23 protein-coding genes are annotated in these 24,026 nt (G+C 66.9%); 13 read left to right on the forward strand and 10 right to left on the reverse strand.

The window, feature by feature from the left end; genetic code table 11:
* Positions 1–244: 244 nt before the first annotated feature.
* On the reverse strand, positions 245–1,450 hold the full coding sequence (gene tyrS / locus HBF26_RS15540) for a tyrosine--tRNA ligase (RefSeq protein WP_167128485.1): 1,206 nt from the start codon (positions 1,448–1,450) through the stop codon (positions 245–247).
* Positions 1,451–1,630: 180 nt separating this feature from the next.
* On the opposite strand from tyrS, the gene HBF26_RS15545 reads away from it, so the two are divergent.
* Together HBF26_RS15545 and HBF26_RS15550 are read left to right on the forward strand one after the other, a co-directional pair.
* On the forward strand, positions 1,631–3,085 hold the full coding sequence (locus HBF26_RS15545) for an OapA family protein (protein ID WP_167128488.1): 1,455 nt from the start codon (positions 1,631–1,633) through the stop codon (positions 3,083–3,085).
* 4 nt (positions 3,086–3,089) lie between these two features.
* Positions 3,090–4,214, forward strand: a complete 1,125-nt coding sequence (locus tag HBF26_RS15550) for an anhydro-N-acetylmuramic acid kinase (RefSeq protein WP_167128491.1) — start codon at positions 3,090–3,092, stop codon at positions 4,212–4,214.
* A gap of 98 nt (positions 4,215–4,312) precedes the next feature.
* On the opposite strand, the gene HBF26_RS15555 is transcribed toward HBF26_RS15550, so the two are convergent.
* The 3 genes from HBF26_RS15555 to HBF26_RS15565 all read right to left on the reverse strand — a co-directional run bounded on the left by HBF26_RS15555 (position 4,313) and on the right by HBF26_RS15565 (position 6,788).
* Positions 4,313–4,642 carry a ribbon-helix-helix protein, CopG family gene (locus tag HBF26_RS15555; protein ID WP_193569933.1) on the reverse strand — a complete coding sequence of 110 codons (330 nt, stop codon included), beginning with the start codon at positions 4,640–4,642 and terminating at the stop codon, positions 4,313–4,315.
* Positions 4,643–4,718: 76 nt separating this feature from the next.
* On the reverse strand, positions 4,719–6,014 hold the full coding sequence (locus tag HBF26_RS15560) for an AmpG family muropeptide MFS transporter (protein ID WP_167128494.1): 1,296 nt from the start codon (positions 6,012–6,014) through the stop codon (positions 4,719–4,721).
* Between the two features lie 3 nt (positions 6,015–6,017).
* Positions 6,018–6,788: an exodeoxyribonuclease III gene (locus HBF26_RS15565; protein ID WP_167128497.1), complete on the reverse strand. Its 771-nt coding sequence runs from the start codon at positions 6,786–6,788 to the stop codon at positions 6,018–6,020.
* A gap of 80 nt (positions 6,789–6,868) precedes the next feature.
* Between HBF26_RS15565 and HBF26_RS15570 the strand changes: the two genes are divergently transcribed.
* The 3 genes from HBF26_RS15570 (at position 6,869) to HBF26_RS15580 (ending at position 8,775) form a co-directional block, all read left to right on the forward strand.
* Positions 6,869–7,369, forward strand: coding sequence for a GNAT family N-acetyltransferase (locus HBF26_RS15570; RefSeq protein ID WP_167128500.1), 501 nt, complete (start codon positions 6,869–6,871; stop codon positions 7,367–7,369).
* Between the two features lie 10 nt (positions 7,370–7,379).
* A complete protein-coding gene (gene pyrE, locus HBF26_RS15575; protein ID WP_167030053.1) occupies positions 7,380–8,027 on the forward strand; it encodes an orotate phosphoribosyltransferase in 648 nt (215 codons plus the stop codon).
* Between the two features lie 100 nt (positions 8,028–8,127).
* Positions 8,128–8,775: a DUF4124 domain-containing protein gene (locus HBF26_RS15580; RefSeq protein ID WP_167128503.1), complete on the forward strand. Its 648-nt coding sequence runs from the start codon at positions 8,128–8,130 to the stop codon at positions 8,773–8,775.
* 39 nt (positions 8,776–8,814) lie between these two features.
* Here HBF26_RS15580 and HBF26_RS15585 read toward each other — a convergent pair whose 3' ends face one another.
* From HBF26_RS15585 to coaBC, 3 genes are read right to left on the reverse strand one after another with little or no spacing between them, the layout of a single operon-like run.
* A complete protein-coding gene (locus tag HBF26_RS15585; protein ID WP_167128506.1) occupies positions 8,815–11,148 on the reverse strand; it encodes a phosphomannomutase/phosphoglucomutase in 2,334 nt (777 codons plus the stop codon).
* 22 nt (positions 11,149–11,170) lie between these two features.
* The gene (gene dut / locus HBF26_RS15590) at positions 11,171–11,626 is read right to left on the reverse strand and encodes a dUTP diphosphatase (protein ID WP_167030047.1); all 456 of its coding nucleotides are present in this window, start codon (positions 11,624–11,626) and stop codon (positions 11,171–11,173) included.
* Positions 11,623–12,834, reverse strand: a complete 1,212-nt coding sequence (coaBC, locus tag HBF26_RS15595; RefSeq protein ID WP_167128508.1) for a bifunctional phosphopantothenoylcysteine decarboxylase/phosphopantothenate--cysteine ligase CoaBC — start codon at positions 12,832–12,834, stop codon at positions 11,623–11,625. The genes dut and coaBC overlap by 4 nt, the downstream gene beginning before the upstream one ends.
* A gap of 158 nt (positions 12,835–12,992) precedes the next feature.
* Between coaBC and radC the strand changes: the two genes are divergently transcribed.
* From radC to HBF26_RS15610, 3 genes are all read left to right on the forward strand, one after another.
* Positions 12,993–13,751 carry a RadC family protein gene (radC, locus tag HBF26_RS15600; protein ID WP_167128511.1) on the forward strand — a complete coding sequence of 253 codons (759 nt, stop codon included), beginning with the start codon at positions 12,993–12,995 and terminating at the stop codon, positions 13,749–13,751.
* A gap of 430 nt (positions 13,752–14,181) precedes the next feature.
* Positions 14,182–15,870, forward strand: a complete 1,689-nt coding sequence (gene argS / locus HBF26_RS15605; RefSeq protein WP_167128512.1) for an arginine--tRNA ligase — start codon at positions 14,182–14,184, stop codon at positions 15,868–15,870.
* Positions 15,871–16,602: an SPOR domain-containing protein gene (locus HBF26_RS15610; RefSeq protein WP_167128515.1), complete on the forward strand. Its 732-nt coding sequence runs from the start codon at positions 15,871–15,873 to the stop codon at positions 16,600–16,602.
* 93 nt (positions 16,603–16,695) lie between these two features.
* Here HBF26_RS15610 and HBF26_RS15615 read toward each other — a convergent pair whose 3' ends face one another.
* Both HBF26_RS15615 and speA read right to left on the reverse strand, forming a co-directional pair.
* A complete protein-coding gene (locus HBF26_RS15615; protein ID WP_167128518.1) occupies positions 16,696–17,556 on the reverse strand; it encodes an NAD(P)-dependent oxidoreductase in 861 nt (286 codons plus the stop codon).
* Positions 17,557–17,612: 56 nt separating this feature from the next.
* On the reverse strand, positions 17,613–19,502 hold the full coding sequence (gene speA / locus HBF26_RS15620) for an arginine decarboxylase (RefSeq protein ID WP_167128521.1): 1,890 nt from the start codon (positions 19,500–19,502) through the stop codon (positions 17,613–17,615).
* Between the two features lie 318 nt (positions 19,503–19,820).
* Here speA and speE point away from each other — a divergent pair, with 318 nt between their 5' ends.
* Entirely contained in the window at positions 19,821–20,678 is an 858-nt protein-coding gene (speE, locus tag HBF26_RS15625; protein WP_167030033.1) for a polyamine aminopropyltransferase, read from the forward strand.
* A gap of 94 nt (positions 20,679–20,772) precedes the next feature.
* Here speE and HBF26_RS15630 read toward each other — a convergent pair whose 3' ends face one another.
* Complete coding sequence (locus tag HBF26_RS15630; protein WP_167128524.1) at positions 20,773–21,807, reverse strand: hypothetical protein; 1,035 nt, start codon at positions 21,805–21,807, stop codon at positions 20,773–20,775.
* A 166-nt stretch (positions 21,808–21,973) separates the two neighbouring features.
* Here HBF26_RS15630 and HBF26_RS15635 point away from each other — a divergent pair, with 166 nt between their 5' ends.
* The 4 genes from HBF26_RS15635 to HBF26_RS15650 all read left to right on the forward strand — a co-directional run bounded on the left by HBF26_RS15635 (position 21,974) and on the right by HBF26_RS15650 (position 23,970).
* Positions 21,974–22,171, forward strand: coding sequence for an antitermination protein NusB (locus tag HBF26_RS15635; protein WP_193569940.1), 198 nt, complete (start codon positions 21,974–21,976; stop codon positions 22,169–22,171).
* Between the two features lie 67 nt (positions 22,172–22,238).
* Positions 22,239–22,871, forward strand: coding sequence for a nucleotide-binding protein (locus tag HBF26_RS15640; RefSeq protein ID WP_167128527.1), 633 nt, complete (start codon positions 22,239–22,241; stop codon positions 22,869–22,871).
* 63 nt (positions 22,872–22,934) lie between these two features.
* Positions 22,935–23,405, forward strand: a complete 471-nt coding sequence (locus HBF26_RS15645; protein ID WP_167128529.1) for a SixA phosphatase family protein — start codon at positions 22,935–22,937, stop codon at positions 23,403–23,405.
* A 10-nt stretch (positions 23,406–23,415) separates the two neighbouring features.
* Entirely contained in the window at positions 23,416–23,970 is a 555-nt protein-coding gene (locus tag HBF26_RS15650) for a YceI family protein (protein WP_167128532.1), read from the forward strand.
* Positions 23,971–24,026 lie beyond the last annotated feature (56 nt).

A 24,026-nucleotide genomic window follows, 5' to 3' on the forward strand; every position in this document is an offset into this window, starting at 1 on the left:
ATCAATCACTTGCGACCTCTTCCGAGATCACCCTCTGAACATTTCGTCCCGAGGTGAGCCGCCCATTCTATATCGTTTTTCCTGTCCGTCAACACCCTCGTGATGCTTTTTTTCGAGGTGGCTGACGATGCCGATATAGCTGCCGTAGCGTTCGTCTTTCGACGTGGGCCGCTGCGGGGAGGCGAATAATACGGATTCCTAAGAATGCCGCAAGACCTTTTGTGAACTTTTTTTGAAACCCGCGTTAAATCAGGCGGATGCGCGCGAAATTTCGCTTGCCCACCTGGAGCACGCCTTCGAATCCGGCGGTGAACACCCGCGAAGCGTCTTCCACCACGTCGCCGTCGATACGCACCGCGCGCTCCTTGAGCTTTCGATTCGCCTCGGAATTGCTGGGTGTGACGCCCGCAGCGGTCAGAAGCGCCGCCAGGCGAAAGCCTTCCGCGGGCGCCGGGATGTCGGTCAACGGAAGGAGCGACGTGTCCCCTTCCCCGCGCACCACCGCGTGCCAGCCGGCGATGGCCTGCTCGGCCGCCGCGGCGTCGTGGAAGCGAGTGGCGAGTTCGCGGGCCAGGCGCAGCTTCGCATCGCGGGGGTTGAGCGCACCCGACGCGATGTCGGCTTTCATGCGGGCCAGCTCGTCCAGCGACACCTCGAAGCTCAGCAGCTCGAACCAGCGCCACATGAGGTCGTCGCCGATCTTCATCGTCTTCGTCACGATGTCGATGGCCGGTTCGTTGATGCCGATGTAGTTGCCCAGCGACTTGGACATCTTGTTGACGCCGTCCAGGCCCTCGAGCAGCGGCATGGTCAGCACGATCTGCGGCGGCTGGCCGTGGTGCTCCTGCAGGGCCCGGCCCATCAGCAGGTTGAATTTCTGGTCGGTGCCGCCGAGTTCCACGTCGCACTTGAGCGCCACGGAGTCGTACCCCTGCACCAGCGGGTAGAGGAATTCATGGATGGCGATGGGCTGCTCGGCCTTGTACCGCTTGGCGAAATCGTCGCGCTCGAGCATGCGGGCCACCGTGTGCTGCGCGGCCAGGCGGATCATGTCGGCGGCACCCATCTTGCCGAACCACTCGGAATTGAAGCGCAGTTCCGTCTTTTCCCGGTCGAGCACCTTGTAGACCTGCTCGGCGTAGGTTTCCGCGTTCGCCAGCACATCCTCGCGGGTGAGCGGCTTGCGGGTGACGTTCTTGCCCGTGGGGTCGCCGATCATCCCGGTGAAGTCGCCGATCAGGAAGATGACCTGGTGGCCCAGGTCCTGGAACTGCCGCATCTTGTTGAGCAACACGGTGTGGCCCAGGTGGAGATCCGGCGCCGTGGGATCGAAGCCCGCCTTGATGCGCAGCGGCCGGCCGAGCTTGAGGCGCCCCTCGAGGTCTTCCTTCTTGATGATCTCGTCCGCCCCGCGGGCGATCGACGCGAGGGCGTGCTCCAGCTCGTTCATGTTCTCTCTCTATGGATAGGATCTTCCGACCTTCACGAATGTATGTGAAAAGGCCGTGGAGTTAATTGTGCGTTAACCGCAAGAACAGATGCAAAGCCTTGATGGGAAAGGCGTTGACGTCGTTTGCACAGGGCCGTTATGGTACGCGACAACACGGGGCGAGCGGGTACAAGAAAGACGATGAGTGTTCAGAACAGAGGCGCGCACAGCGCCCGCAAGCAGGCCATCCGGCGCAAGGCGCAGCGCCGTCATTCGCACTTCTACGACACCCGCGCCCACTGGTCCTTCAGTCGCAACGCCTCGGCCGAACCCCTGAGCTGGAGCCGTGAACGCTGGATCCTTGCCGGCACCGCCTTCCTCCTCGTCATTCTTTCCGCGCTCGTCATCCCCGCATGGGCCGGCGCCATGAAGAAGGAATCCGTGATCGCCGCCACCCCGACGATCCACGCCGTGGTTCCGCTCGCCGTTCCGAAGATCGACCCCAGCAGCGTGAAGCCCATCGTTCCCGTCGAGGAATGGCAGTCGGTGCAGGTGCAGCCCGGCCAGACGCTCGCCGACATCTTCCTCGCGCAAGGCCTCTCGATGACCGACCTCCAGCGCGTCATCGACGGCGCCGGCGGCAGCAAGGCTTTCCATCGCATCAATCCCGGTCAGGAATTCCAGTTCCTCATCGGCGGCGACCACACTCTCAAGGGCGTACGCTTCGACCAGGACGAAGCCAGCATCGCCACGCTGCGTCTCGACGGCGCCTCCCCGCAGCTCACGGTGCAGAAGCGCGACGTGCAGCGGCGCGAACACATCGCCCATGGCGAGATCGACAGCTCGCTGTTCGGCGCGGCATCGAAAGCCGGCATGAGCAACGCCATGGTGTTGAAGCTCGCCGACGTCTTCAAGTACGACATCGACTTCGTGCAGGACCTCCGTGTCGGCGACAGCTTCACCGTCGTCTATGACGACGTCTACAGCGACGGCGCGTTCCTGCGCGAGGGCGACATCGTTGCCGCCGAGTTCGTGAACCAGGGCAAGCGCTATACCGCGTACCGATTCAAGAACAGCGACGGCAAGGTCGGCTACTTCAGCGAAGAAGGCCGCCCGCTCGCCGGTTCGTTCCTGCGTATTCCGGTCGACTTCACGCGCATCTCCTCGCAGTTCAGCGCCGGCCGCATGCACCCGATCCTCGGCAAGATGCGCGCGCACAAGGGCGTGGACTATGCCGCACCGTCCGGCACGCCGATCCACGCGGCCGGCGACGGTGTCGTCAAGTTCCGCGGCTGGATGAACGGCTATGGCAACTTCGTGGTCATCCAGCACAATGCCACCATCAGCACCGCTTACGGCCACATGTCGCGCTTCGCCAATCTTCGCGTCGGCCAGCGCGTCAGCCAGGGTAGCACCATCGGTTATGTCGGCATGACGGGTCTCGCCACCGGCCCGCACCTGCATTACGAATTCCGCGTCAACAACGTGCAGCGCGATCCACAGACGGTCACCCTGCCCAAGCCGGAACCGCTGCCCGCCGCGCAGCTCGCGAAGTTCAAGAAGGAAGTGGTGGGTCCGCAGCTTGCCCGCCTGAAACAGGTGGACAGCAACGTCAAGCTCGCCCGGGTCGACACCGGCAAGACCGGCAACGACTGACCCCGTGGCGGCCAGCAAGGACGGCCTCTACCTCGGCCTCATCTCGGGAACCAGCGCGGACGGCATCGACGCCGCGCTGGTTCGTTTCGCGAACGGCCAGCCGGCCCTCGTCGCCGGCATCACTCATCCCTGGGACGAAGCATTGCGACGCCGGATACTGGCCGTCGCGCAGGACGAGGTTCGTCTCGACCTGGACGAATACGGTCGATTGGACGTGGCCGTCGCCAACGCTTTCGCCGACGCCGCCCAGGCCGTGCTCGCAACGGCGGGGGTCGCCGCGCGCGACGTCACCGCCATCGGTTCGCATGGGCAGACGATCCGCCATCGTCCCGTTGGCGATCTTCCCTTCACCTTGCAGATCGGCGATCCCTCGGTGATCGCCGAGCGCACCGGTATCGACACCGTCGCCGACTTCCGCCGTGCCGACGTCGCCGCGGGTGGTCAGGGCGCACCGCTGGTGCCGGCGTTCCACGCCACGGTACTGCGTCCCGAGCGTGGCGCGCGCGTGGTGCTCAACCTCGGCGGGATCGCCAACGTCACGAGGCTTTCGGCCGACGGCCACGTCACCGGATTCGACACCGGCCCGGCCAACGGTTTGATGGATGCATGGTGTCTGCGTCATCGCGGCGAAGCATTCGATCGCGACGGGCGCTTCGCCGCCTCGGGCCACGTCGACGACGAACTGCTCGCCCAGCTCCTGGACGATCCCTACTTCGCGCTGCCGCCCCCGAAAAGCACGGGGCGGGAACACTTCCATCTGGCGTGGCTCGACATGCACCCACGCGTGGCCGATCTTTCGCCGGAAGACGTGCAGTCCACGCTGCTGGTCCTCAGCGCGCATTCGGTGGCCGACGCGATCGCGCTCCATGCGGCCGACGCCATCGATGTCGTGGCTTGCGGCGGTGGCGTGCACAACACCGCGTTGATGCAGGCGATCGCCAGCCGTCTGGAAGGACGCCCGCTGCATGTCAGTTCGGCGTTCGGTATCGATCCCGACGGCATGGAGGCCATGGCCTTTGCATGGCTGGCCTACCGCCGGCTGCGTGGCGAGCCGGGAAACCTGCCCGCGGTCACCGGCGCCAACGGATTGCGGCTGCTCGGTGCGATGTACGCCGCGCCGTCATCTTGATCGGCGCTTCCTGTGGGAGCCGCTTCAGCGGCGATGAGTGCTGGCGGCAAGATTGCCCGCTGCCACGGGATCGCCGCTGAAGCGGCTCCCACAGGGGATCAGAAGGTTTCGGAAGTTTTTGCGGGACGCAGCGACGCGTCGGCGAGCGTCGAAGGCGACGCCTGGGCCAGTGCGGACAAGGCTTCCTGGAAGGCCGCCTGCTCCTCGGCGTCCCACGCACCCGTAAGGTGCGCGATGTCGCCGGGTTCGAGCAAAAGCTCGTTGAACACGTCGCCAGGACTCAGTCCGAGCCCATAGCGCAACGCGTGCAGGATCACCTCATTGATCGACCAGCGGCGTTCGCGCGCGAGCGACTTGATACGCTCGGCCATCTGCTCGTCGATGTGTCTCACCACGATATCCGGCACGTGCGTGACCTCCTCGCGCATGCCCCCTGTGGCGGCGATCTTACACAGTTTTGGCCCATTGCGAAGATCGTCCGTCCGGCCTACCCCACCGCGCCGCTCATTCCGTGAGGGAATCGACAGGCCGGGGCATGCGCCGCCAGAGCACGGCCAGCACCACCAGGGTGGGCACGATGGACACCGTGCTCAGCACGAACAGCGACGGGTACCCGGCTTCCTTCACGAGGAAGCCGGAGAAACCACCAAGCAACTTGCCGGGCAGGTTGGCCAGCGCACTCAACAAGGCGTACTGCGTGGCGGTGAAGCTGCGGTTGACCAGGCCCGACATGAAGGCCACCAGCACCGGCCCGGCGAACCCCTGGGCGAAGTTGTCGCCGGAGAGCGTGGCGACGAAGGCCCAGGTCTGCCCGGGGTTCATCGCCATGATCAGGTAGAGCATGTTCGACAACGCCACGCCGATGGCGGACACCGCCAAGAGCCGGCGCATCTCGAAACGGGTGACGGCCCAGCCGCCCAGCAATGCGCCGACGATGCCGACGATCACGCCATAGACCTTCGACACCTCGGCGATCTGCGTCTTGCTGAAACCCGTGTCGAGGTAGAAGGGATACGCCATCACCCCGAGCATCTGGTCGGGCAGCCGGAACAGGGCCACGAACAGGAGCAGGCCGAGCGAAAGCGCCAGCCCGTAGCGAGAGAGGAAATCCTGGAAAGGCCGAACGAAGCCTTCCTGCACCGCCTGCCGCCATGGCAGGCGCTCGCGAACCCTGTGCTCGGGTTCGCGCGCCACCAGCACGGTAACGATGGGGATGGCCAGAAGCGCGCAGATGGTGACGTAGCCGCCCTGCCAACCGAACACGTCGGCAACGATGAGGATGCCCGCGCCACCGGCGATGAGCCCGAAGCGATAGCCGAGGGTGTAAGTGGCAGCGAGCGCACCCTGCGCTTCCTGCGGCGCGATCTCGACGCGATAGGCGTCCACGACGATGTCGATCGTGGCGCCCGCCAGGGCGGCCACGAAGGTCACCGCCATGAACCGGGGAAGCGAGGCTTCCGGCGGCATCGCCGCCATGCCCAGCAGGCCGGCACCGAGCAGCAGCAGCGCGAACATGAGCCACCCCCGGCGCAGGCCCAGGCGGCCGAACAACGGCAGCCGGAACTTGTCGACGAGGGGCGCCCAGACGAACTTGAAGTTGTAGGCGAAGGTGACGTAGCTGGCGATGCCGATCGCCCCATAGTCGACGCCCGCTTCCTTCAGCCATGCGGAAAGCGTGTTGCCCACCAGCAGGAACGGCAGGCCGGAGGCCAGGCCGAAGAACAGCATGATCACCGCGCCCGGCTGCGCGAAGGCGGCGTATACGCCGCGCAAGCCCTTGTAACGAACGGCTTCGCTCATCGATCAGTCGGCGTAGTCGACGGTGAACGGCGCATGGTCGGAAAAGCGTTCGTCGCGATAGATGGAACAATCGCGAAGGCGATCACGCAGGCCCGGCGTGACGATCTGATAGTCGATGCGCCATCCCACGTTGTTCGCACGCGCCTGGCCGCGGTTCGACCACCAGGTGTACTCGACGGCATCGGGCTTGATGGCGCGGAAGCTGTCCACCCAGCCGATCTCCTTGAACAGCAGGTCCAGCCACGCCCGTTCCTCGGGCAGGCAGCCTGAATTCTTCTGGTTCGAGGTCCAGTTCTTGATGTCGTTCTTCGTGTGCACGATGTTCCAGTCGCCACACAACACGTAGTCGCGTCCGCTCGCGGCCCATTCGCGCAGGATCGGCGTCAACCACTCCATGATGCGGAACTTGTACTGCTGCCGTTCGTCGCCCGACGAGCCCGATGGGATATAGAACGAGACGACACTGAGGTTGCCGTAACGCGCTTCGATGTAGCGACCCTCGCAGTCGAAGTCCTCGCGACCCAGCGACACGCGCACTTCGTCCGGTTCGCGCTTGGAATAGATCGCCACGCCGCTGTAGCCTTTCTTGCTGCGGGCATCGTGATAGAAGCAATGATGGCCGTCGGGGCGAAACATGGGATCGACGAGTTGCGACTCCTGGGACTTCGTCTCCTGCAGGCAGACGATGTCGGCGTCCTGCTTGCGCAGCCATTCGAACACGCCCTTGTTGGCGGCCGAGCGGATGCCGTTGGCGTTCAGGGAAATGATGCGCATGGGGCCTTCGATGGCGTTCGACGATCCGCGCATCATAACCCGCTCGCGCCGGATGGCCGCGCTCCGACACAATAGCCCTCGTGAATCCGATCATCGAAGTCCAACCGGTCGACGACACGCTGCGCCCCGCGGTGCTGGCGTTGGCCGTGCATCCCGAGCAATTGCCCTTCGTCGGCCGCGTGGCGGATTCGCTGGCCGACGTGGCCGTCTGCCGCGACAGCGAGGCGCTGGCCCTTCTGCACGACGCCGAGGTCTTCGGTTATGTGCGCATCGACCGGCACGCCTCGGCCCTCGGCGACCACCCACTGGCCGAGGGGGCGGTGGCGCTGCGCAGTTTCCTGATCGACGCGTCGAAGCAGGGCCGCGGGCTGGGCCTGGCGGCGCTGGAAGCCATTCGCCGATACGTGGCGGAGCGACACCCGGACCGGGAACGGATCCTGTTGACCGTGAACGTCCGCAACGCGAACGCGGTGCGGGCCTATCGCCGTGCCGGCTATCGCGAGAGCGACGGGTTGTACCATGGCGGCAGCGCGGGTCCGCAGCATGTGCTCTGGCGCCCGCTTTCCCCTACGCCTTTCTGAAGAGACCGCCGTGCACGACTACCAGCGCGAATTCATCGAACTCACCCTAGCCCGCGACGTTCTCCGCTTCGGCGAATTCACCCTGAAATCGGGGCGGAGCAGTCCCTATTTCTTCAACATGGGACGCATCGACTCCGGCGCGGCACTCGCGCGGCTGGGACGTTCCTATGCTGCGGCGGCCGTGCGTTCGGGCGTGCCGTTCGACATGCTGTTCGGCCCCGCCTACAAGGGCATCGCCCTGGCCGCGGCCACGGCCATCGCGCTGGCCGACGTCGAAGGCCGTGACGTTCCCTGGGCCTACAACCGCAAGGAAGCCAAGGACCACGGCGAGGGCGGCACCCTGGTCGGCGCCCCGCTGCGCGGCCGGGTGCTGATCGTCGACGACGTGATGACCGCCGGCACCGCCGTGCGGGAGTCCCTGGAACTCATTCGCGCCCAGGGCGCCGAACCGGCCGGCGTGCTGATCGCGCTCGATCGGCAGGAGCGCGGCCAAGGCGAGCTTTCGGCGGCCCAGGAAGTGTCGGCGCAGTTCGGCATTCCGGTCATCGCCATCGCCAGCCTGGCCGACGTGCTGTCCTACGCAGGCGAGCGGCCCGAGCTCGCCGCGGAACACGGACGCCTGCTCGCCTACCGCGAGCAATACGGCGTGAAGGCCTGACGAAAACGGCGACTGCGTCACGTGCCCGGCGGTGCTTGCCGGCCGGGCACAATACATGCACGCACGCTGGCTATACTCCGCAACACAGGAGGGGGAAAGCATGCGAGCAGCGCGGTACATCCTGGTGGGGGCGGCCCTGTGCATCGGCACGGCGGCGTTCGCCGACCAGAAGAACAACAACGCCTACCGTTACCGCTGGAAGGATGCTTCAGGCCAGTCGTATTTCAGCGACAGCCTCACCGCGGAAGCGCTGAAGGCCGGCTACGACGTGGTCAATGCCCAGGGCATGGTGGTGCGTCATGTCGACAGGCAGCTGACCACCGAGGAACGCGCGGCCGCGAAGAAGATCGCCGACCAGAAGGCGGCCGAGGAGCAGGCCCGGCAACAGCAGGCGCGCGAGGATGCGCAGATGCTCAATGCCTACCCGACCGAAGCCGCGTTCGCGGCCGCCAAGAACGCCGAACTGGACAACTTCGAGCAGGCGGCAAGGACAACGCGGCTGAACCTCCAGGGGCAGGAGAAAGCCCTGGCCGACCTGCTCAGTCGCGCGGGCGACCTGGAGCGGGCCAAGCAGCCCGTCCCGCCCTTCCTCACCGAGCGCATCGCCGAACAGCGTGCCACGGTGTCCGCCCTGCGTGACACGCTGGCGCGACAGCAGGCGGCGAAGGAAACCGCCCGGCTCAACACCGACGCGCAACTGCGGCACTATCGTGCGCTGAAGGCAGCCTCCGCGAACTCCGGGCGTTAAGCGGCAGGCACCCCTGGAGAACCGCCATCGCGGCGCTGCCTAGAACGGCAGCGCCAGGTTCCTGTCCACCGCGAGCAGGCGTTGCCGGAACGCCTGCTTGATGCGCTCCAGCGAACGGCTGCTGTCCGCATCGAAGCGGAAGATCAGCGCCGGCGACGTATTGGATGCCCTGACCAGCCCCCAGCCGTCGCTCCAGTCGGCCCGAATGCCGTCGATGGTGGCGATGCGTGCGTCGTCGAACGACGCGGAGGCACGGAAGGCCTCCATGAACCGGAAGTGCGCCCCTTCGGCCATGGGCATCCGCAGTTCGGGCGTGGACACGCTCTTCGGCAGGCCGTCGAAGATCTCGCCGACGCTGCGCTCCTCCGGATCGCCGGCGACAATCTCCAGCAACCGGGCCGCGGCATAGATGCCGTCGTCGAAGCCGTACCAGCGATTGTTGTCGGCAAAGAAGAAATGCCCGCTCATCTCACCCGCCAGCGCCGCGCCCGTTTCGCGCATCTTCGCCTTGATCAGGGAGTGACCGGTCCGCCACATCAGCGGCACGCCGGCGGCCTCCTGGATCACCGGTCGAAGGTGGCCCGTGCATTTGACGTCGTAGATGACGGTGGCACCGGGATTGCGCGCAAGCACGTCCTGCGCGAAGAGCATCAACAGACGGTCCGGGTAGACGATCTCCCCGGCCTGCGTCACCACGCCCAGCCGGTCGCCGTCGCCGTCGAAGGCCACACCGAGGTCGGCGCCGATGGTGTTCACGGCCGCGATCAGGTCGGCCAGGTTGTGCGGGTCGGAAGGGTCGGGGTGGTGATTGGGAAAGCGGCCGTCCACGTCGCAGTAAAGGGGAATGACCTCGCAGCCGATCTCCTCCAGCACGCGCGGCGCCACCGCACCGGCCACGCCATTGCCGGCATCCACCACCACCTTGAGCCGGCGCTCCGCCGCCACGTCGCCGCCAATGCGCGACACGTAGGCGTCCAGCACCGGTTGTTCCCGCCAGGTGCCGCCACCATCGGTGGGCAAGCGTCCTTCCGCGATGCGACGGTGCAGGTCGGCAATGGCGTCTTCCGCCAGGGTCTCGCCGCCGATGACGATCTTGAAGCCGTTGTACTCGGGCGGATTGTGGCTACCCGTGACCGACACGCCACAGCCGGTGCCGAAATGGTAGGCCGCGAAGTACACCAGCGGCGTCGGCACCATGCCGAGGTCGATCACGTCGATGCCTGCCTCGCGCAGGCCGTCCGACAACGCGCCGGCGAGTTCCGCGCCGGAAAGCCTTCCGTCGCGGCCCACCACAATCTCGCGGAGGTCGGCCTCGCGCATGCGCGCGCCGATGGCCTGGCCGATGCGATGGGCAACCCCGGCGGTGAGCGCCGAGCCCGCCACGCCGCGGATGTCGTAAGCGCGGAAGATCGAGGGATCGACCGCTTCCGTGTCGCGCGCGGGAACGGCGCGCGCGGGCGGCGGCGGTGTGCTGGATGGCGCGGGCGGGAGGCGCGGCTTGCGTACCACGTCGGCCACGAGGATATCTTCCTCCGGCTCGGCCTCCGGCAGCGCGACGGGCCGGCGGCGCCGCGACCACAGCAGGAAGGCGCCGCCACCCAGGCCGACGAGGGTCAGCAGGATGGCCAGCGCTTCCGAATGCGGAATGACGATGAATGCGCGCGGCATCGCGGCGAAGACATAAAGGGCGGTACCGGCCACCTGCTGCCCTTCCGGCTCGAGTTCGGCCGAACGCGCGCCGCGGAAAAGCAGTGCCAGGCTGTCGCTGCCGGCGCCCTGGCGCAGTTCGAGGCGCCCGCCGCCGGGCGAAGCGGCCTCGAAACGCCGGGCCACGTCGTCGAAGGGAAACTCCAGCCAGATCCAGGCCCGCACGGTACCGTTGCCGCTCACCGGCTCGACGATCGTCAGGCGCCGCTCGCCATGGTCCACGGACGTGGAAGCGGGCGGCACCCCGTCGCTGCCGAGCACGGCCATGAGCTGGGCGGCCTTCGCGTAACCGAACTCGCGATAGTTGGCGCGAACCACTTCGTCGAGGCCGCCGCTGTATACCTCCACCGCACGGGCGGCAGGCAACGCGGCGCGCAGCTGCGCCGCGGCCGCGGCATGGTCGTCGATCGTCGCGGCGAGGCCGCCGTCCGCCACCGCGCGGTGCACCTGCTGGCGCTTGGCCGCCACCAGATCGCTCAGTTCCCTCACGACCTGTCGTTGCGCCGTGCGCGTACGTTCGGCCGCATCGCCTTCGTCGGCGATCAGCCAGGCCTGCCACGCGCAGAAGGCACCCGCGACGATCAGCAGCGTGGCTCCCGCCAGGGGAATCAACCGCCGCAGATCCGTCCCGGACAACCCCCTTGCCCCTCCCTCTTTCCGAGCCATGGTGCCCCTTGTGTCCCTGAGATCAGCCTACACCCGTGGAACCGAATCCCCCTTCGCCCCGCTGCGAAGGCGTGAACCCGTCGACCACGCGCAGACGCGCCCGGCCCACCGGTACCAGCAATAGTTGCGCAATCCGGTCGCCCGGCGCGATGGTCACGTTCGCGTTTCCGCGATTCCAGCAGGAAATCATCAGCGGCCCCTGGTAGTCGGCATCGATCACGCCCACCAGATTGCCCATCACGAGCCCCTGTTTATGGCCCAGTCCGGAGCGCGGCACGATCAGCGCGCACCAGGCCGGGTCGCCGATATGGATGGCCATCCCGCTCGGAACCAGCAGGCTCTCGCCGGGCGCCAGCGTGACCGGCGCCTCGACGGCGGCGCGCAGGTCCATGCCGGCGCTTCCCTCCGTGGCCGGTTCCGGCAGGGGAATGCTGTCGCCCAGACGCGGGTCGAGGATCTTCAGTTCGATGTCGATCAAGGGTGGGTTCCGGAGCCGGAGAGGAAGCGTTCGGCGATGCGCGCGACGAGCTGGCGGGCCAGGTCCGTCTTCGGCATCTCGGGCAGCGACTCGTCGCCACCCGGCCAGTAGAGGTGCAACGCGTTGTCCGCCACTTCGAACCCCTTGCCGCCACCGACCTCGTTCGCGGCGATCATGTCGATGCCCTTCCTGCGCAGCTTCTCGCCCGCGTAGCTGGCGAGCTCGCGCGTTTCCGCGGCGAAGCCCACCAGGAACGGGCGCCCGTCCGCTGCGGCCAGCGAGGCGATGATGTCGGGGTTCTCGGTGAGTTCGAGGTGAAGGGGAGCCCCCGATGCCTTCTTCAACTTGTGCTCGGAGGTTTCGCTGGGGCGGTAGTCGCCGACCGCCGCGGCGCCGATGTAGATGTCCGCACCGCGAGCCGCGGACAGCACGGCCTCGTGCATCTGCCGTGCGCTGCGCACATCCACGCGGCGCACGCCCGGTGGCGTCGGCAGCGCCACGGGGCCCGCGACCAGCGTCACGTCGGCGCCGGCGTCGCGCGCCGCGCCCGCCACGGCGAAACCCATGCGACCGGAGCTGCGATTGCCGATAAAGCGCACCGGATCGATGTCCTCGTAGGTGGGCCCGGCACTCACGACCACGCGGCGGCCGCGCAGCGGCTGGTCGCCGAACGAGGCGACCATGATGTCTCGCAGTTCGTGCGGTTCGAGCATCCGGCCCGAGCCGATGTCGCCGCAGGCCTGATCGCCGTCCGCGGGGCCGAGCACGCCGATGCCGCGGACACGCAGCGTGCCCACGTTGGCCTGCACCGCAAGGCTCGCCCACATTTGCTGGTTCATGGCCGGAGCGACGTACACCGGCGCCGCGGTGGCAAGAACCACCGTCGAAAGGAGGTCGTCGGCAAAGCCGTGGGCCAGACGTGCGATGGTGTCGGCGCTTGCCGGCGCGATGAGAACTCGCTCAGCCCAGCGGGCGAGTTCGATGTGTCCCATGGCGGCCTCGCCCTGCTCGTCCCAGAGGCTCACGCGGACCGGTTGTCCGGAGAGGGCCTGGAAGGTCGTGGGCGTGACGAAGTGGGTCGCGCCTTCGGTCATCACCACGCGCACCTCGGCCTCGAGGTCGCGCAGGCGGCGGACGAGCTCGCAGATCTTGTAAGCGGCGATACCTCCGGTAACGCCAATGAGGATGCGACGCTGGCGAAGACTCATGACGAAATCCGCGCTCTTCGGGAGGGCCGCTAGCTTAACGGATTCCGCCCGGCGACTCGGGGCGGTTTTTCAGAATCGTTCTATCGCCAGACGCCCTGCGCCAACCCTAACTTGTCTCTCGCGCCGTGCGATGCGCGGCACCTACATGAGGCATCACGATGAAACCCGGGCCCGACGACACGTCCGCCGTTCGCGAAGCACCGATCGCACCCCCGACGTACCGGTCACAGCCCATCCGCAGCTGGGCCACCCACGAGCGCCCGCGCGAACGCCTTTACGCGCATGGGGCGTCCGCGCTTTCCGACGCCGAATTGCTCGCGGTGCTCCTGGGCAGCGGCAGCGCCGGTAGCGACGCCGTCACCACGGCCCGCTCCATCCTCTCCCGCGCGGGGGGCCTGGGCCGCCTGCTGTCCGAAGCCGGCGAACTGCCACCCATCAGTGGCTTCGGCCCGGTGAAGCGGGCCCGCCTCATGGTCGCGCTGGAACTGGCACGCCGCGCACTCAGCGAGGGCCTGGTCGACCTGCCGCGCATCGACAACCCGCGCGACAGCGCCCAATACCTCAGGGCCCGCCTCGTGCACCTGCGCCACGAGGTCTTCGCCTGCCTCTTCCTCGACACCCGCCACCGCGTGCTGGCCTACGAGGAACTCTTCCGCGGCACGATCGACGGCGCCAGCGTCTATCCCCGCGAAGTGGTTCGCGCGTGCCTCCGCCATCACGCCAGCGCGGTCATCCTCGCGCACAACCACCCGTCGGGCGTGGCCGAGCCCAGCGCGGCCGACCTCGACATCACGCGCACCCTCATCGACGCGCTGGCACTCATGGACATCCGGGTGCTCGACCACCTGATCGTCGGTCACGGCGAGCCGGTATCCCTGGCCGAACGCGGCCTCATGCAGCGGAACGTCCCGCTCTGAAAAAAAAAGACGGCGCGAGTGCCGCTCGCGCCGTCTTGGGTCACCTTCGAGGGAGGGGGCAGGCGACCCGCCGTGCCGTTGGCCGGGGAGACACCGGGCACGGGGCGAATCATGACAAGCAGCCATGACAGCCGAATGACGCGTCGCCGCACAGCCCGTGATTGCGTCGGGCCCGAAGTTATGCACATCGCGCGCTTTTCCCACTTGGACGTCACAGTTCCTGTTTACACGAAGGTACAAATCCTAATTCATTGAATTTAAAGGCCATGAGTCGTTACGGCCCTGTGTCAACCCCGATGCCTCCGTTACGCCTGCAACCGGGCGCCTTATTGCCCACAGAGTTATCCACAGGCAGGAGGTATGCGCACCGGGATGCCCCGGGGGCCCCATCTGATAGGATTGCCGGTTCCATCGCCGCCTCGCGCATCCCGTGAAACAAGAGCTGAAACAACTGGTATTGCAGGCCATCGGCGCCCTGCGTGAATCCGGCAAGCTGCCGTCCGACTTCGTGGCGCCGGTCTTCGTCATCGAGCGAACCCGAAGCCGCGACCACGGCGATTTCGCCACCAATGCCGCCATGATGATGGCCAAGGCGGCCGGCCGTAAGCCGCGCGACATCGCCACCGACCTTGTCGAAGCCCTGCCGCCCTCCCCCATGGTGGGCAAGGTGGAGATTGCCGGGCCCGGCTTCATCAACTTCTTCCTGGCCCCGGCCGCCTTCCATGCGGAAATCGAGCAGGCACTGGGCCAGGGCGGCCGGTATGGCCGCAACAACGACGGCCAGGGCCGCACGGCGGGCGTCGAGTTCGTGTCGGCCAATCCCACGGGGCCGCTGCATGTCGGCCACGGCCGCGCTGCCGCCATCGGCGACAGCCTCAGCCGGTTGCTGGAGGCCGCAGGCTGGAAGGTATTCCGCGAGTTCTACTACAACGACGCCGGTGTCCAGATCGCCAACCTGGCGCTTTCCACGCAGGCCCGGGCGAAGGGCATCGCGCCCGACGAGGCCGGCTGGCCGGAGTCCGGCTACCGCGGCGACTACATCGCCGACGTGGCCCGTGCGTTTCTTGCCCGGGAGTCCGTGGAAGCGGACGGCGAGACGGTGGTTGCCAGCGGCGATGCCGACAATCTCGACGATGTTCGCCGCTTTGCCGTGGCGTATCTGCGCCACGAACAGGATCTCGACCTCAAGGCCTTCGGCGTCGGCTTCGACGTCTATTACCTCGAGTCGTCGCTCTATACGGAAGGCAAGGTGGACGAAACCGTGCGCGAGTTGGTTGCCCACGGCCACACCTACGAGGAAGGCGGGGCTCTGTGGCTGCGCTCCACCGATTTCGGTGACGACAAGGACCGCGTGATGCGCAAGTCCGACGGCACCTACACCTATTTCCTGCCCGACGTCGCTTACCACCGCACCAAGTGGCAGCGCGGCTACGAGCGTGCGATTACGGAACTCGGTTCCGACCACCACGGTTCGCTGGCACGCGTGAAGGCAGGCCTGCAGGCGCTCGATGCCGGCATTCCGGCGAACTGGCCCGAGTACGTGCTGCACCAGATGGTGACGGTCATGCGCGGCGGCGAGGAAGTGAAGATTTCCAAGCGCGCCGGCTCCTACGTCACCCTTCGCGACCTCATCGACGAGGCTGGCCGCGACGCCACGCGCTACTTCCTCATCGCGCGCAAGGCCGACTCGCAGCTGGTGTTCGACATCGACCTCGCCCGCTCGCAGAGCAACGACAACCCGGTCTATTACATTCAGTACGCGCATGCCCGCGCCTGCCGCGTGTTTCGCGAACTGGCCGATCGCGGGCTTTCCACCGATCGCGGCAACGGCATCGCCAGGCTCGATCGCCTGGACACCGAGCACGAGTCGGTACTGATGGTGGAGCTCTCGCGCTACCCGGAAATGGTCGAGTCCGCCGCCGCCAATCTGGAACCGCACCTGATCGCGCAATACCTTCGGGAGCTCGCGGGCGCGCTTCACAGCTACTATCACGAGCACAAGTGGATCGTCGACGACACCGACCTGCGCGATGCGCGGCTTGCCCTGGTGGCCGCCACGCAGCAGGTGTTGAAGAACGGTCTCGATCTGCTGGGCATATCCGCCCCGGAGAGCATGTAAATGGCAACTCGCAAGAAAGGCAAAGGCCGCCAGGCCGTCCGCAACGGTTCGAGCGGCATGCCGGGCTGGGGCTGGGCGCTGATCGGCATTCTCGCCGGCGCCATGCTCATGGCCTTCGCCATGCGCGGCACGTGGATGCCGATGATGCGCCAGCACGACGGTCCGGAGCCGAATCCGCAGGCCACCGCGCAAAAGGGCAGCGATCCGGGCGTGGTCGACCAGACCGAGGCCGAGAAACCGAAGAAGCCGTCGTACGACTTCTATTCGGTGCTTTCCGAGAAAGAGGTGCGCATCCCCGACGCGGAGATCCGTGCGCAGGCGAGCGCGGAAGCCCAGCAGAAACAGCAACAGCAGGCAGCGCAGCAACAGGCTGCGCAACAAGCCGCTGCCGCGCAGCAGCAGGCCCAGGCTAACGCCGCCGCGGCCAATCTGCCGAAGGCCGCCACCCAGACGGTCACCGCGGTACCGGCGCAGGCCGCTCCCGCCGCTGCCAGCGGCTCGGGTTACCTGCTCCAGGTGGGCGCGTTCCCGAGCGCCGCGGATGCCGAGGCACTGAAAGCCAAGCTCGCCTTGCAGGGCTTCGTGGCCAACGTGCAGTCGGTGAAGGTGGGCGCGCAGACCTATAACCGGGTGCGCCTCGGGCCGTTCAAGTCGGCCACGGACCTGGAAAGCACGAAGCAGCGCCTGCAGGCGGCGGGTATCAGCGCCATTGCCTTGAAGGAAGGCGGCTGACTTGCTCTCGTCATTCCCGCGAAAGCGGGAATCCAGGACCTTGTCGCTTGACCGGAGACCGGGGCCCTGGGTCCCTGCGTTCGCAGGGACGACTCACGAGCGGCGCTTCAACCTGATCAGCGCCGAGATGTCATCGTCGCCGTAGCCTCGCGACATCAGTTCGCCGAAGTCCGCCAGGGACCGTTCGATGATGGTGCGATCCGTGCCTGCCTCGGTGGCGATGCCGCGCACGATGCCGAGATCCTTGTGCAGCAGGGCCAGCTTGAAGCCCACCGAGAATTCGTTGCGCAGCATGGTGGCGCCGCGCTTGTCGAGGAACCAGTTGCCGGCCGCCCCGGCCGCGAGCGTCGGCAGCAGACGCTCCGCCTCGAGGCCCAGCGATTCGCCGAGCGCCAGCCCTTCCGTCACCGCCTGAGCGATGCCCGCGACCAGCACCTGGTTGACGGCCTTCGTCGCCTGGCCGCTGCCCACACCGCCCATGTGCGTGACGCGAGCGGCATACGCTTCGAGCACCGGACGCGCGCGCTCGAGCACCGCGGCGTCGCCGCCCACCATCACCGACAGCTTGCCGTTCTTCGCTCCTTCGACGCCGCCCGATACCGGCGCATCGAGGAAATCGACGCCCACCTCGGCAAGCATGAGTGCCGCTTTCTTCGCAGTGGCGGGCGCCACAGTGGAATGATCCACCACGATCGCGCCCTTCTTCAGGGATGGCAGCAGCGCCTCGACCACGCCGATCACGTCGGCGTCCGCGCTCACGCACAGTGCGATAACGTCGCAGGACGCGCCCATGCCGGCCATGTCCGGCGCGGCCACGCCCCATTCGGCGGCCAGGGCGTCGGCTTTCGCCTGCGTGCGATTGCCCACGGCCGCGAGAAGCCCCTTGGCATGAAGGTGGCCGGCCATGGGCGCACCCATCGCGCCCAATCCGATGAAAGCTGCTTTCAGACTCATGTTCGTTCCTGGCGTGGGGAAAGCTCGGCGCGGCCGGTGCCGCGCCGTGCGCGGATTCAGCTGCCTGCGGTTTCCGCGAGATAGGTGTAACCCGTCAAGCCCTTGTCCAGCGTCGCGGCGAGGGTTTCCGCCTCCGCACCGGTCACGCCCGCGGCGGCGAGGCGATCGGTGTAGGACTGGCGCAGGGCCTTGAGGTCGTAGCCGACGTAATCGAGCATCAGGTCGGTGGTGTCGCCCCGGCGGATGTGCGCGAACTCGTAGCCGTCCTTCGTGGCCCGCACGTTCACCGCGTCGGTGTCGCCGAACAGGTTGTGGATGTCGCCCAGCGTTTCCTGGTACGCCCCGACCATGAAGATGCCGAGCCGGTAAGACTCGCCGTCCTTAAGGCCGTGCAGCGGCAGGCTGACGTCGACGCCTTCGGCGTCCACGTAGTGGTCGATACGGCCATCCGAATCGCAGGTGAGATCCGCGATCACGCCTCGCCGCAGCGGCTCCTCGTCCAGGCGTGCAATGGGCACGATGGGGAAGATCTGGTCGATCGCCCAGATGTCCGGCACCGATTCGAAGACCGAGAAATTCACGAAGTACTTGTCGACCAGCTTCTCGTCCAGGTCGTCCAGGGCCTGGCGATGCGCGCGCTCGGCCGGCAGCAGGCGCGGCCGCACCGCATTCGCAATGGCGTAGAACAGTTCGTCGAGCTTCGCGCGGTCGCGCAGGTCGAGCTGGCCCAGCGCGTACAGTGCCTGGCCTTCCGCGAAGTGGTGCTGCGCCTCATGGAAGAGTTCCAGGGGCGGGCGGTGGCCCAGCTCGGCGTGGGTTTCGCGCAGATGCCTGAGCACGGCCGGTTCGCCGTCACGCTCGGGGGGAATGGCACCTTCCGGCACGGGTTCCACTTCGCTCACGTTCACGACCATCACCGCGTGGTGGGCCGTCATCGCGCGACCCGACTCGGTGAAGATCACCGGTGCCGCCATACCGTGCTCGGCCACCGCCTCGGCCAGCGGTTGCACGATGCTGGCCGCGTACTGCTCGAGGCTGTAGTTGATCGAGTTGTAGCTGCGCGAGCGCGTGCCCTCGTAATCCACACCGAGGCCGCCGCCCACATCCACCACGTCGATGGGCACGCCTAGGCGATGCAGTTCGACGAAATAGCGCACGGCTTCGCGCATGCCGGCCGCGATGTCGCGCACGTTCGATATCTGCGAACCCATGTGGAAGTGCTGCAGGCGAAGCGTGTGCTTGAGGCCCGCGGCATCGAGCCGCTCGATCAGTTCCAGCACCTGGCCGGGGCTCAGGCCGAACTTGCCCTTGTCGCCACCGGTGTTCTGCCACTTGCCGGCGCCGATGGAGGCGAGGCGCACGCGCACGCCCAGCAGCGGCTCGACGCCCAGTGCCTTCGCTTCGGCGAAGACGTGGTCGAGCTCCGAAAGTTTCTCGATGACGATGTGCACGCGCAGGCCGAGCTTCAGGCCGATGAGGGCCAGCCGCACGTATTCGCGGTCCTTGTAACCGTTGCACACGACCATGCTGCCCGGGCGCGCCTGGGCGAGCACGGCCATCAGTTCCGGCTTGGAACCGGCTTCGAGGCCGAAGCCTTTGTCGCCCGCCGCGACCAGCTCGCTGACGACGCCGCGCTGCTGGTTCACCTTGATGGGATAGATGGCGGTATACGTGCCGGCATAGTTCGCATCGGCGATGGCCTTGCCAAAGGCCCGCTGTAAGTGAGCGAGACGGTCGGCCAGGATGTCGGGAAAGCGCACGAGGAGCGGCAGGCGCAAGCCCTCGGCGGTGGCCTTGTCGACGATCGCCGGCAGGTCGAGGGCCGGGCCCTCATCGCCGCGGGGGCGGATCAGCAGGTGGCCGGTGCCGGCGACGTCGACGTAGCCGTTGCTCCAGTGCGGAATCGCGTAGGTCAGCTTCGCGCGATCGGTGGTCCAGTTCGTCATGGGGGTGACGATCTCCATTTGATTGTGTCGAGTCCCCCGGAAGAGGGGGGGCGCGGAACAGTCGCAGCGGCGAACCTTGACCTGAAGCGGGCCTGGCGGCCGGGAGCCTCGCACGCCGCGGGGCCGACCAGACAGTTCTGCGCGACCCGGCGGGCGGCGGCAGACCGGCTATTGTAGCGGCGCCTCATGACATCCGGGTATCGGCCGGTCCGGGTCGGCGCCGCCCTACTTTCCAACGGCCGCAAGGACTTGGCCGCTTTCCGGCCCGTGGCGGTACAATCCACCGTTTAGCCCCCTACCCGTCTTCAGGAAAGCGTCATGTCGCAGCAGCAGCTCAGCTGGTTCACCGAAGCCCACCAGGCATCGGGCTCCTCCATCGGTTTCCGCGTCGAGCGCCTGTTGCACGCCGAGAAGACCCCCTTCCAGACCATCGAGATCTACCAGACCACCGACTGGGGCAACCTCATGGTGATCGACGGCTGCGTCATGCTCACCAGCCGCGACAACTTCCTGTACCACGAGATGATGACCCACCCCGCGCTGTTCACCCACGCCCGGGCCAAGCGCGTCGTCATCATCGGCGGCGGCGACTGCGGCACCCTGCGCGAAGTGCTGAAGCACGAGGAAGTGGAGAAGGCCACCCAGGTGGAGATCGACGAGCGCGTCACCCGCCTGGCCGAGCAGTATTTCCCGGAGCTGTGCGACGCCAACGGCGACCCGCGCGCCGAGCTGCTCTTCATCGACGGCATCAAGTACATGGCGGAAGCCGAGCCGGAGTCGATCGACCTCATCATCGTCGATTCCACCGACCCCGTCGGCCCGGCCGAAGGCCTGTTCAATGCCGCGTTTTATGCCAGCTGCTACAAGGCGCTCCGCCACGGCGGCATCCTCGTGCAGCAGTCCGAATCGCCGCTGGCCCATATCGAACTGATCAAGGCCATGCGTGCGGCCATGCGCACCTCCGGCTTCAAGGCCGTGCGCACGCTTCCGTTCCCGCAGCCGTGCTATCCCACCGGCTGGTGGAGCTGCACCATGGCCCGCAAGGACGGCGATCTCTCCGGCTTCCGCGAGCGCGGTGCGATCAGCAAGGGCTTCGCCACGAAGTACTACAACGCCGACGTGCACAAGGGCGCGCTGGCGCAGCCGGAATTCATGCGCGAGCAGCTGGGCGAATAATGCAGTCCTGTGGGAGCCGCTTCAGCGGCGATCCCGCGGCAGCGGGCAAACCTGCCGCGAGCACCCATCGCCGCTGAAGCGGCTCCCACACAGTTTATTTCTCGACCTTCGCCGGCTCCCAGCCGGCAGGCGCTTCCGGCGGAATGCCGTAGGCGCGCAGCGCGGCCAGGATCACGCTCATTTCCGTGCCGCCACTGCGGGCAAGTGCCAGCAGCTTCTGCGCCGTGGCCTTGTCGCCCTGGGCCTGCATGTTGAGCTGCGCGAAGCGCTGCATCTGCCAGATCAGGTTGAGCCGGGCATGCCTGGCATCCTGCTGATCGGCTTCATTGGGGGAGAGCGTTTCGCGCAAGTGCAGGCCAAGCGAACGGCCGAGGGGACTGCTGCCCCATTCCAGCACCTTGGCCAGCTTCAGGCAGTCGCCGGCAACGCCCGCGTCGGCCTTGTTGTCTTCGCAGTACTTCGCCGTGGCCTGGAAACCGGGCACCGGCTGGGCGCTGGCCAGGCCGAACACGATCACCATCTGCACGCCGGCGGCGCCCGAGCCCTGCAAGGCGTTGAAGGTGTCCGCAGGGGGAGGCAGCTGGCTCACCGAATTGGCGAGTGCCTTCAGGCTCGCGCCCAGGTAATCGTCATAGAGCCTGGCGTTCGCGGCGCGCCCCAGGTCGGCGCGCACGGCATCTCCGGCGTTCTCATGGTCGTCCATGCCCAGCTTCAGCAGCCAGACCGCCGCGTTGTCGGGCGCCTGCTTTTCCAGCTGCGCCAGCGCTTCCGCATTGGGGCAGGTGCCGCCCTTGGCATCGCAGTCGGCGAGCCGCGCCCACGTCACTCGCGGGCCGGCGTCGGCATTCCTCGACGCGCGCTCCAGAAGCGAGTGGTAGCTCAGGACCTCGGGCGGGTTGGCCAACGGGCGAGCAAGCAACGCGGCGCCCAGCAGGGGCTCGGCCTCGGTGCGTAGGGCCAGCACGCTGGCAAGGTCCTTCTGGAACTGCAGCAGGGCCTTGGTCTGATCCTTCTGTACGACCGGACCCTTGGCCGGGCCCTTGGCGGCACCGGGCCACGGGCCGTCGGCCAGGGCGGGCAAGGACAGCAGACCCGCAAGGGCCATCACCGCGATGCGACGTCCGCGCATGGGCCATCTCCGTGAAATAAAACGACAAGGATACGGCCCGACCATGAATGGAAGCTGCGCAAAGCGGGGCGACGTTCGCCGCCGAAGTCGCTACCATCGACGTCTGCTTTCCCTGTTGCATCATGCGCCGGGGGCCACCAATCCTGCGACAGAACAGGAGTTTACCGTGGACCAATTCGCCATCTTCGCCAGCGAACGCGCCGGCTTCTTCGTCGGCTGGGGCACGCTCTCGTTGATCAACGCCGGCCTGGCCCAGGGCAAGAACCGCAGTGGCCTGGCCTGGTGGCTCCTTTCGCTGGTTCTCGGCCCCATCGCCACGCTCATCCTGGTGATCATGCCCAAGGTGCGCACCAAGCTCTTCTGAGCCGCAGGCTTGGCCGTAAGCATCGGGGGTGTGTAGGCTAGGGCTCTCCCAAGGCAGGTGCGCGCGAATGCTTACGACGCTCGTGGCAAGCAGCAAGGGCGGTTGCGGGAAGACCACGCTGGTCACGCAACTTGCCACCCATTGGGCCCAGGCGGGTAAGAAAACGGCCGTGATCGATGCGGACCGTCAGCACTCGAGCCTGCGCTGGGTCGGCCGCCGGCCGGAGAACGCGCCCTCCATCGTCGCCATCGAAGGCAGCCGCCGCGCCTTCGACCGCCTGCCGGAGGACGTCGAAAGGGTGATCGTCGACACGCCCGCGGGCGTGGACGAGAAAGACCTCGAACCCTACCTCGAACGTGCCGACGTCATCGTCGTGCCCGTGCTTCCCTCGCATTTCGACCTGGACGCCACGCTGGATTTCCTGAAGGTGCTCAAGGGCTTCAGCCGCGTGAAACGCGGCAAGCTGCCCGTCGGTCTCGTGGGCAACCGACTCAAACCGTGGACAAACGCAAGCCAGGCCGCCCTCGCCGAACTGGGCGAACGGGCGCCTTTTCCTGTGGTTGCGGAACTTCGCGACTCGCAAGCGTACGTCTTGCTCACGGCGCTCGGTAAGGGCATCTTCGATTACCACTCGGAAAACGTGCGCGGCCACCAGGACGATTGGGCGAAACTGCTGCGCTGGATCAAGCGCAGCACCTAGCAGCCAAGGGGCCGCGTCATCGATCACGCCACCGAAGGTGGCCTTGCGGAAGAGACGGTACCCATGCACGAACTCATCCTGTTACGCCACGCCGAGGCCACGCCGCACGGCAAGGACGGCAAGGACGACCGCGAGCGAAGCCTGACCGAACACGGACGCCGGGAAGCCCGCGCCGCCGGCGAATGGCTCTCGCAGCAAGGCATCTCGTACACGCGCATTCTCTGCTCCCCCTCCAAACGGACGACGGAAACCGCCGAACTCGCCCTCGGCGAGGTCGAATGGCAGTTGGAAGACGGTATCTACGACGCCACCGTGGGCGAGCTTTACGACATCCTCGACAAGAACTGGGACGCGGACGGCGTGGTCCTGGTCGGTCACAACCCCGGTATCGAACAACTGGTGGCGTTCCTCGTCGAAGGGCGCTCCGAGGACTACCGCGGCATGCCCCCAGCGGGCATCGCGCGTATCCAGTTCGACGGCAAGCTCGAACCCGGCATGGGCAAACTCAAGGTTTTCTGGTCCCCACCGAACTGAGCACGCCCGAATGCGTCACCTGCTGTCGGCGATCGTCGCGCTTCTCGCGGCGGCGCCCCTCTCTGCCGCCGACCTGCGCATCGACCCGGTTCACTCGCGCGCCGAATTCAGCGTGCGGCTGCTCTGGGTCAGCACGGTCACGGGCAGCTTCGAAGGCATCCGCGGGGAACTGGCCATCGATCCGGCCCGGCACAGCGCCATCGTCAGCGCCGACATCGACACCGAGAGTGTCCGCATGGAATCGGCGCGCCTGCGCCGCTGGCTGCTGGCGCCCGAGTTCTTCGACGCCAGCCGCTACCCGCAGATCCACTTCGAATCCTTCCCCGTGCCCTTGCAACTGCTGAGCGAAGGCGGCGACGTGCAGGGCCTGCTCACCCTGAGGGGGGTGACCCAGCCGGTGACGTTCCATCTGCAGGCCAACCATTGCCCCCCGGCCAGCCTGGCCGGATGCGTGCTGCAATTGAAGGGCATGATCGACCGGACTGACTTCGAGATGCGAGGACGCCGGGGCGCCCTCTCGGACCGGGTCAACCTGGGCATGGCCATCGTGCTGACCCACCCCTGACAAGGCGCGGCGGCGCGCGAACTCACGTCGCGTTGCTACTCCTCCCCTATCATCCG

It is taken from the genome of Luteibacter jiangsuensis, assembly GCF_011742555.1.
GTDB lineage: Bacteria > Pseudomonadota > Gammaproteobacteria > Xanthomonadales > Rhodanobacteraceae > Luteibacter > Luteibacter jiangsuensis.

Coding starts and splice junctions, on each gene's coding strand:
- speE (WP_167030033.1), top strand. CDS start 19,821: ATGTCGCAGCAGCAGCTCAGCTGGTTCACCGAAGCCCACCAGGCATCG.
- tyrS (WP_167128485.1), bottom strand. CDS start 1,450: ATGAACGAGCTGGAGCACGCCCTCGCGTCGATCGCCCGCGGGGCGGAC.
- HBF26_RS15565 (WP_167128497.1), bottom strand. CDS start 6,788: ATGCGCATCATTTCCCTGAACGCCAACGGCATCCGCTCGGCCGCCAAC.
- HBF26_RS15650 (WP_167128532.1), top strand. CDS start 23,416: ATGCGTCACCTGCTGTCGGCGATCGTCGCGCTTCTCGCGGCGGCGCCC.
- HBF26_RS15545 (WP_167128488.1), top strand. CDS start 1,631: ATGAGTGTTCAGAACAGAGGCGCGCACAGCGCCCGCAAGCAGGCCATC.
- HBF26_RS15645 (WP_167128529.1), top strand. CDS start 22,935: ATGCACGAACTCATCCTGTTACGCCACGCCGAGGCCACGCCGCACGGC.
- speA (WP_167128521.1), bottom strand. CDS start 19,502: ATGACGAACTGGACCACCGATCGCGCGAAGCTGACCTACGCGATTCCG.
- HBF26_RS15615 (WP_167128518.1), bottom strand. CDS start 17,556: ATGAGTCTGAAAGCAGCTTTCATCGGATTGGGCGCGATGGGTGCGCCC.
- HBF26_RS15560 (WP_167128494.1), bottom strand. CDS start 6,014: ATGAGCGAAGCCGTTCGTTACAAGGGCTTGCGCGGCGTATACGCCGCC.
- HBF26_RS15555 (WP_193569933.1), bottom strand. CDS start 4,642: ATGCGCGAGGAGGTCACGCACGTGCCGGATATCGTGGTGAGACACATC.
- HBF26_RS15630 (WP_167128524.1), bottom strand. CDS start 21,807: ATGCGCGGACGTCGCATCGCGGTGATGGCCCTTGCGGGTCTGCTGTCC.
- HBF26_RS15640 (WP_167128527.1), top strand. CDS start 22,239: ATGCTTACGACGCTCGTGGCAAGCAGCAAGGGCGGTTGCGGGAAGACC.
- radC (WP_167128511.1), top strand. CDS start 12,993: ATGAAACCCGGGCCCGACGACACGTCCGCCGTTCGCGAAGCACCGATC.
- coaBC (WP_167128508.1), bottom strand. CDS start 12,834: ATGAGTCTTCGCCAGCGTCGCATCCTCATTGGCGTTACCGGAGGTATC.
- HBF26_RS15585 (WP_167128506.1), bottom strand. CDS start 11,148: ATGGCTCGGAAAGAGGGAGGGGCAAGGGGGTTGTCCGGGACGGATCTG.
- HBF26_RS15610 (WP_167128515.1), top strand. CDS start 15,871: ATGGCAACTCGCAAGAAAGGCAAAGGCCGCCAGGCCGTCCGCAACGGT.
- HBF26_RS15580 (WP_167128503.1), top strand. CDS start 8,128: ATGCGAGCAGCGCGGTACATCCTGGTGGGGGCGGCCCTGTGCATCGGC.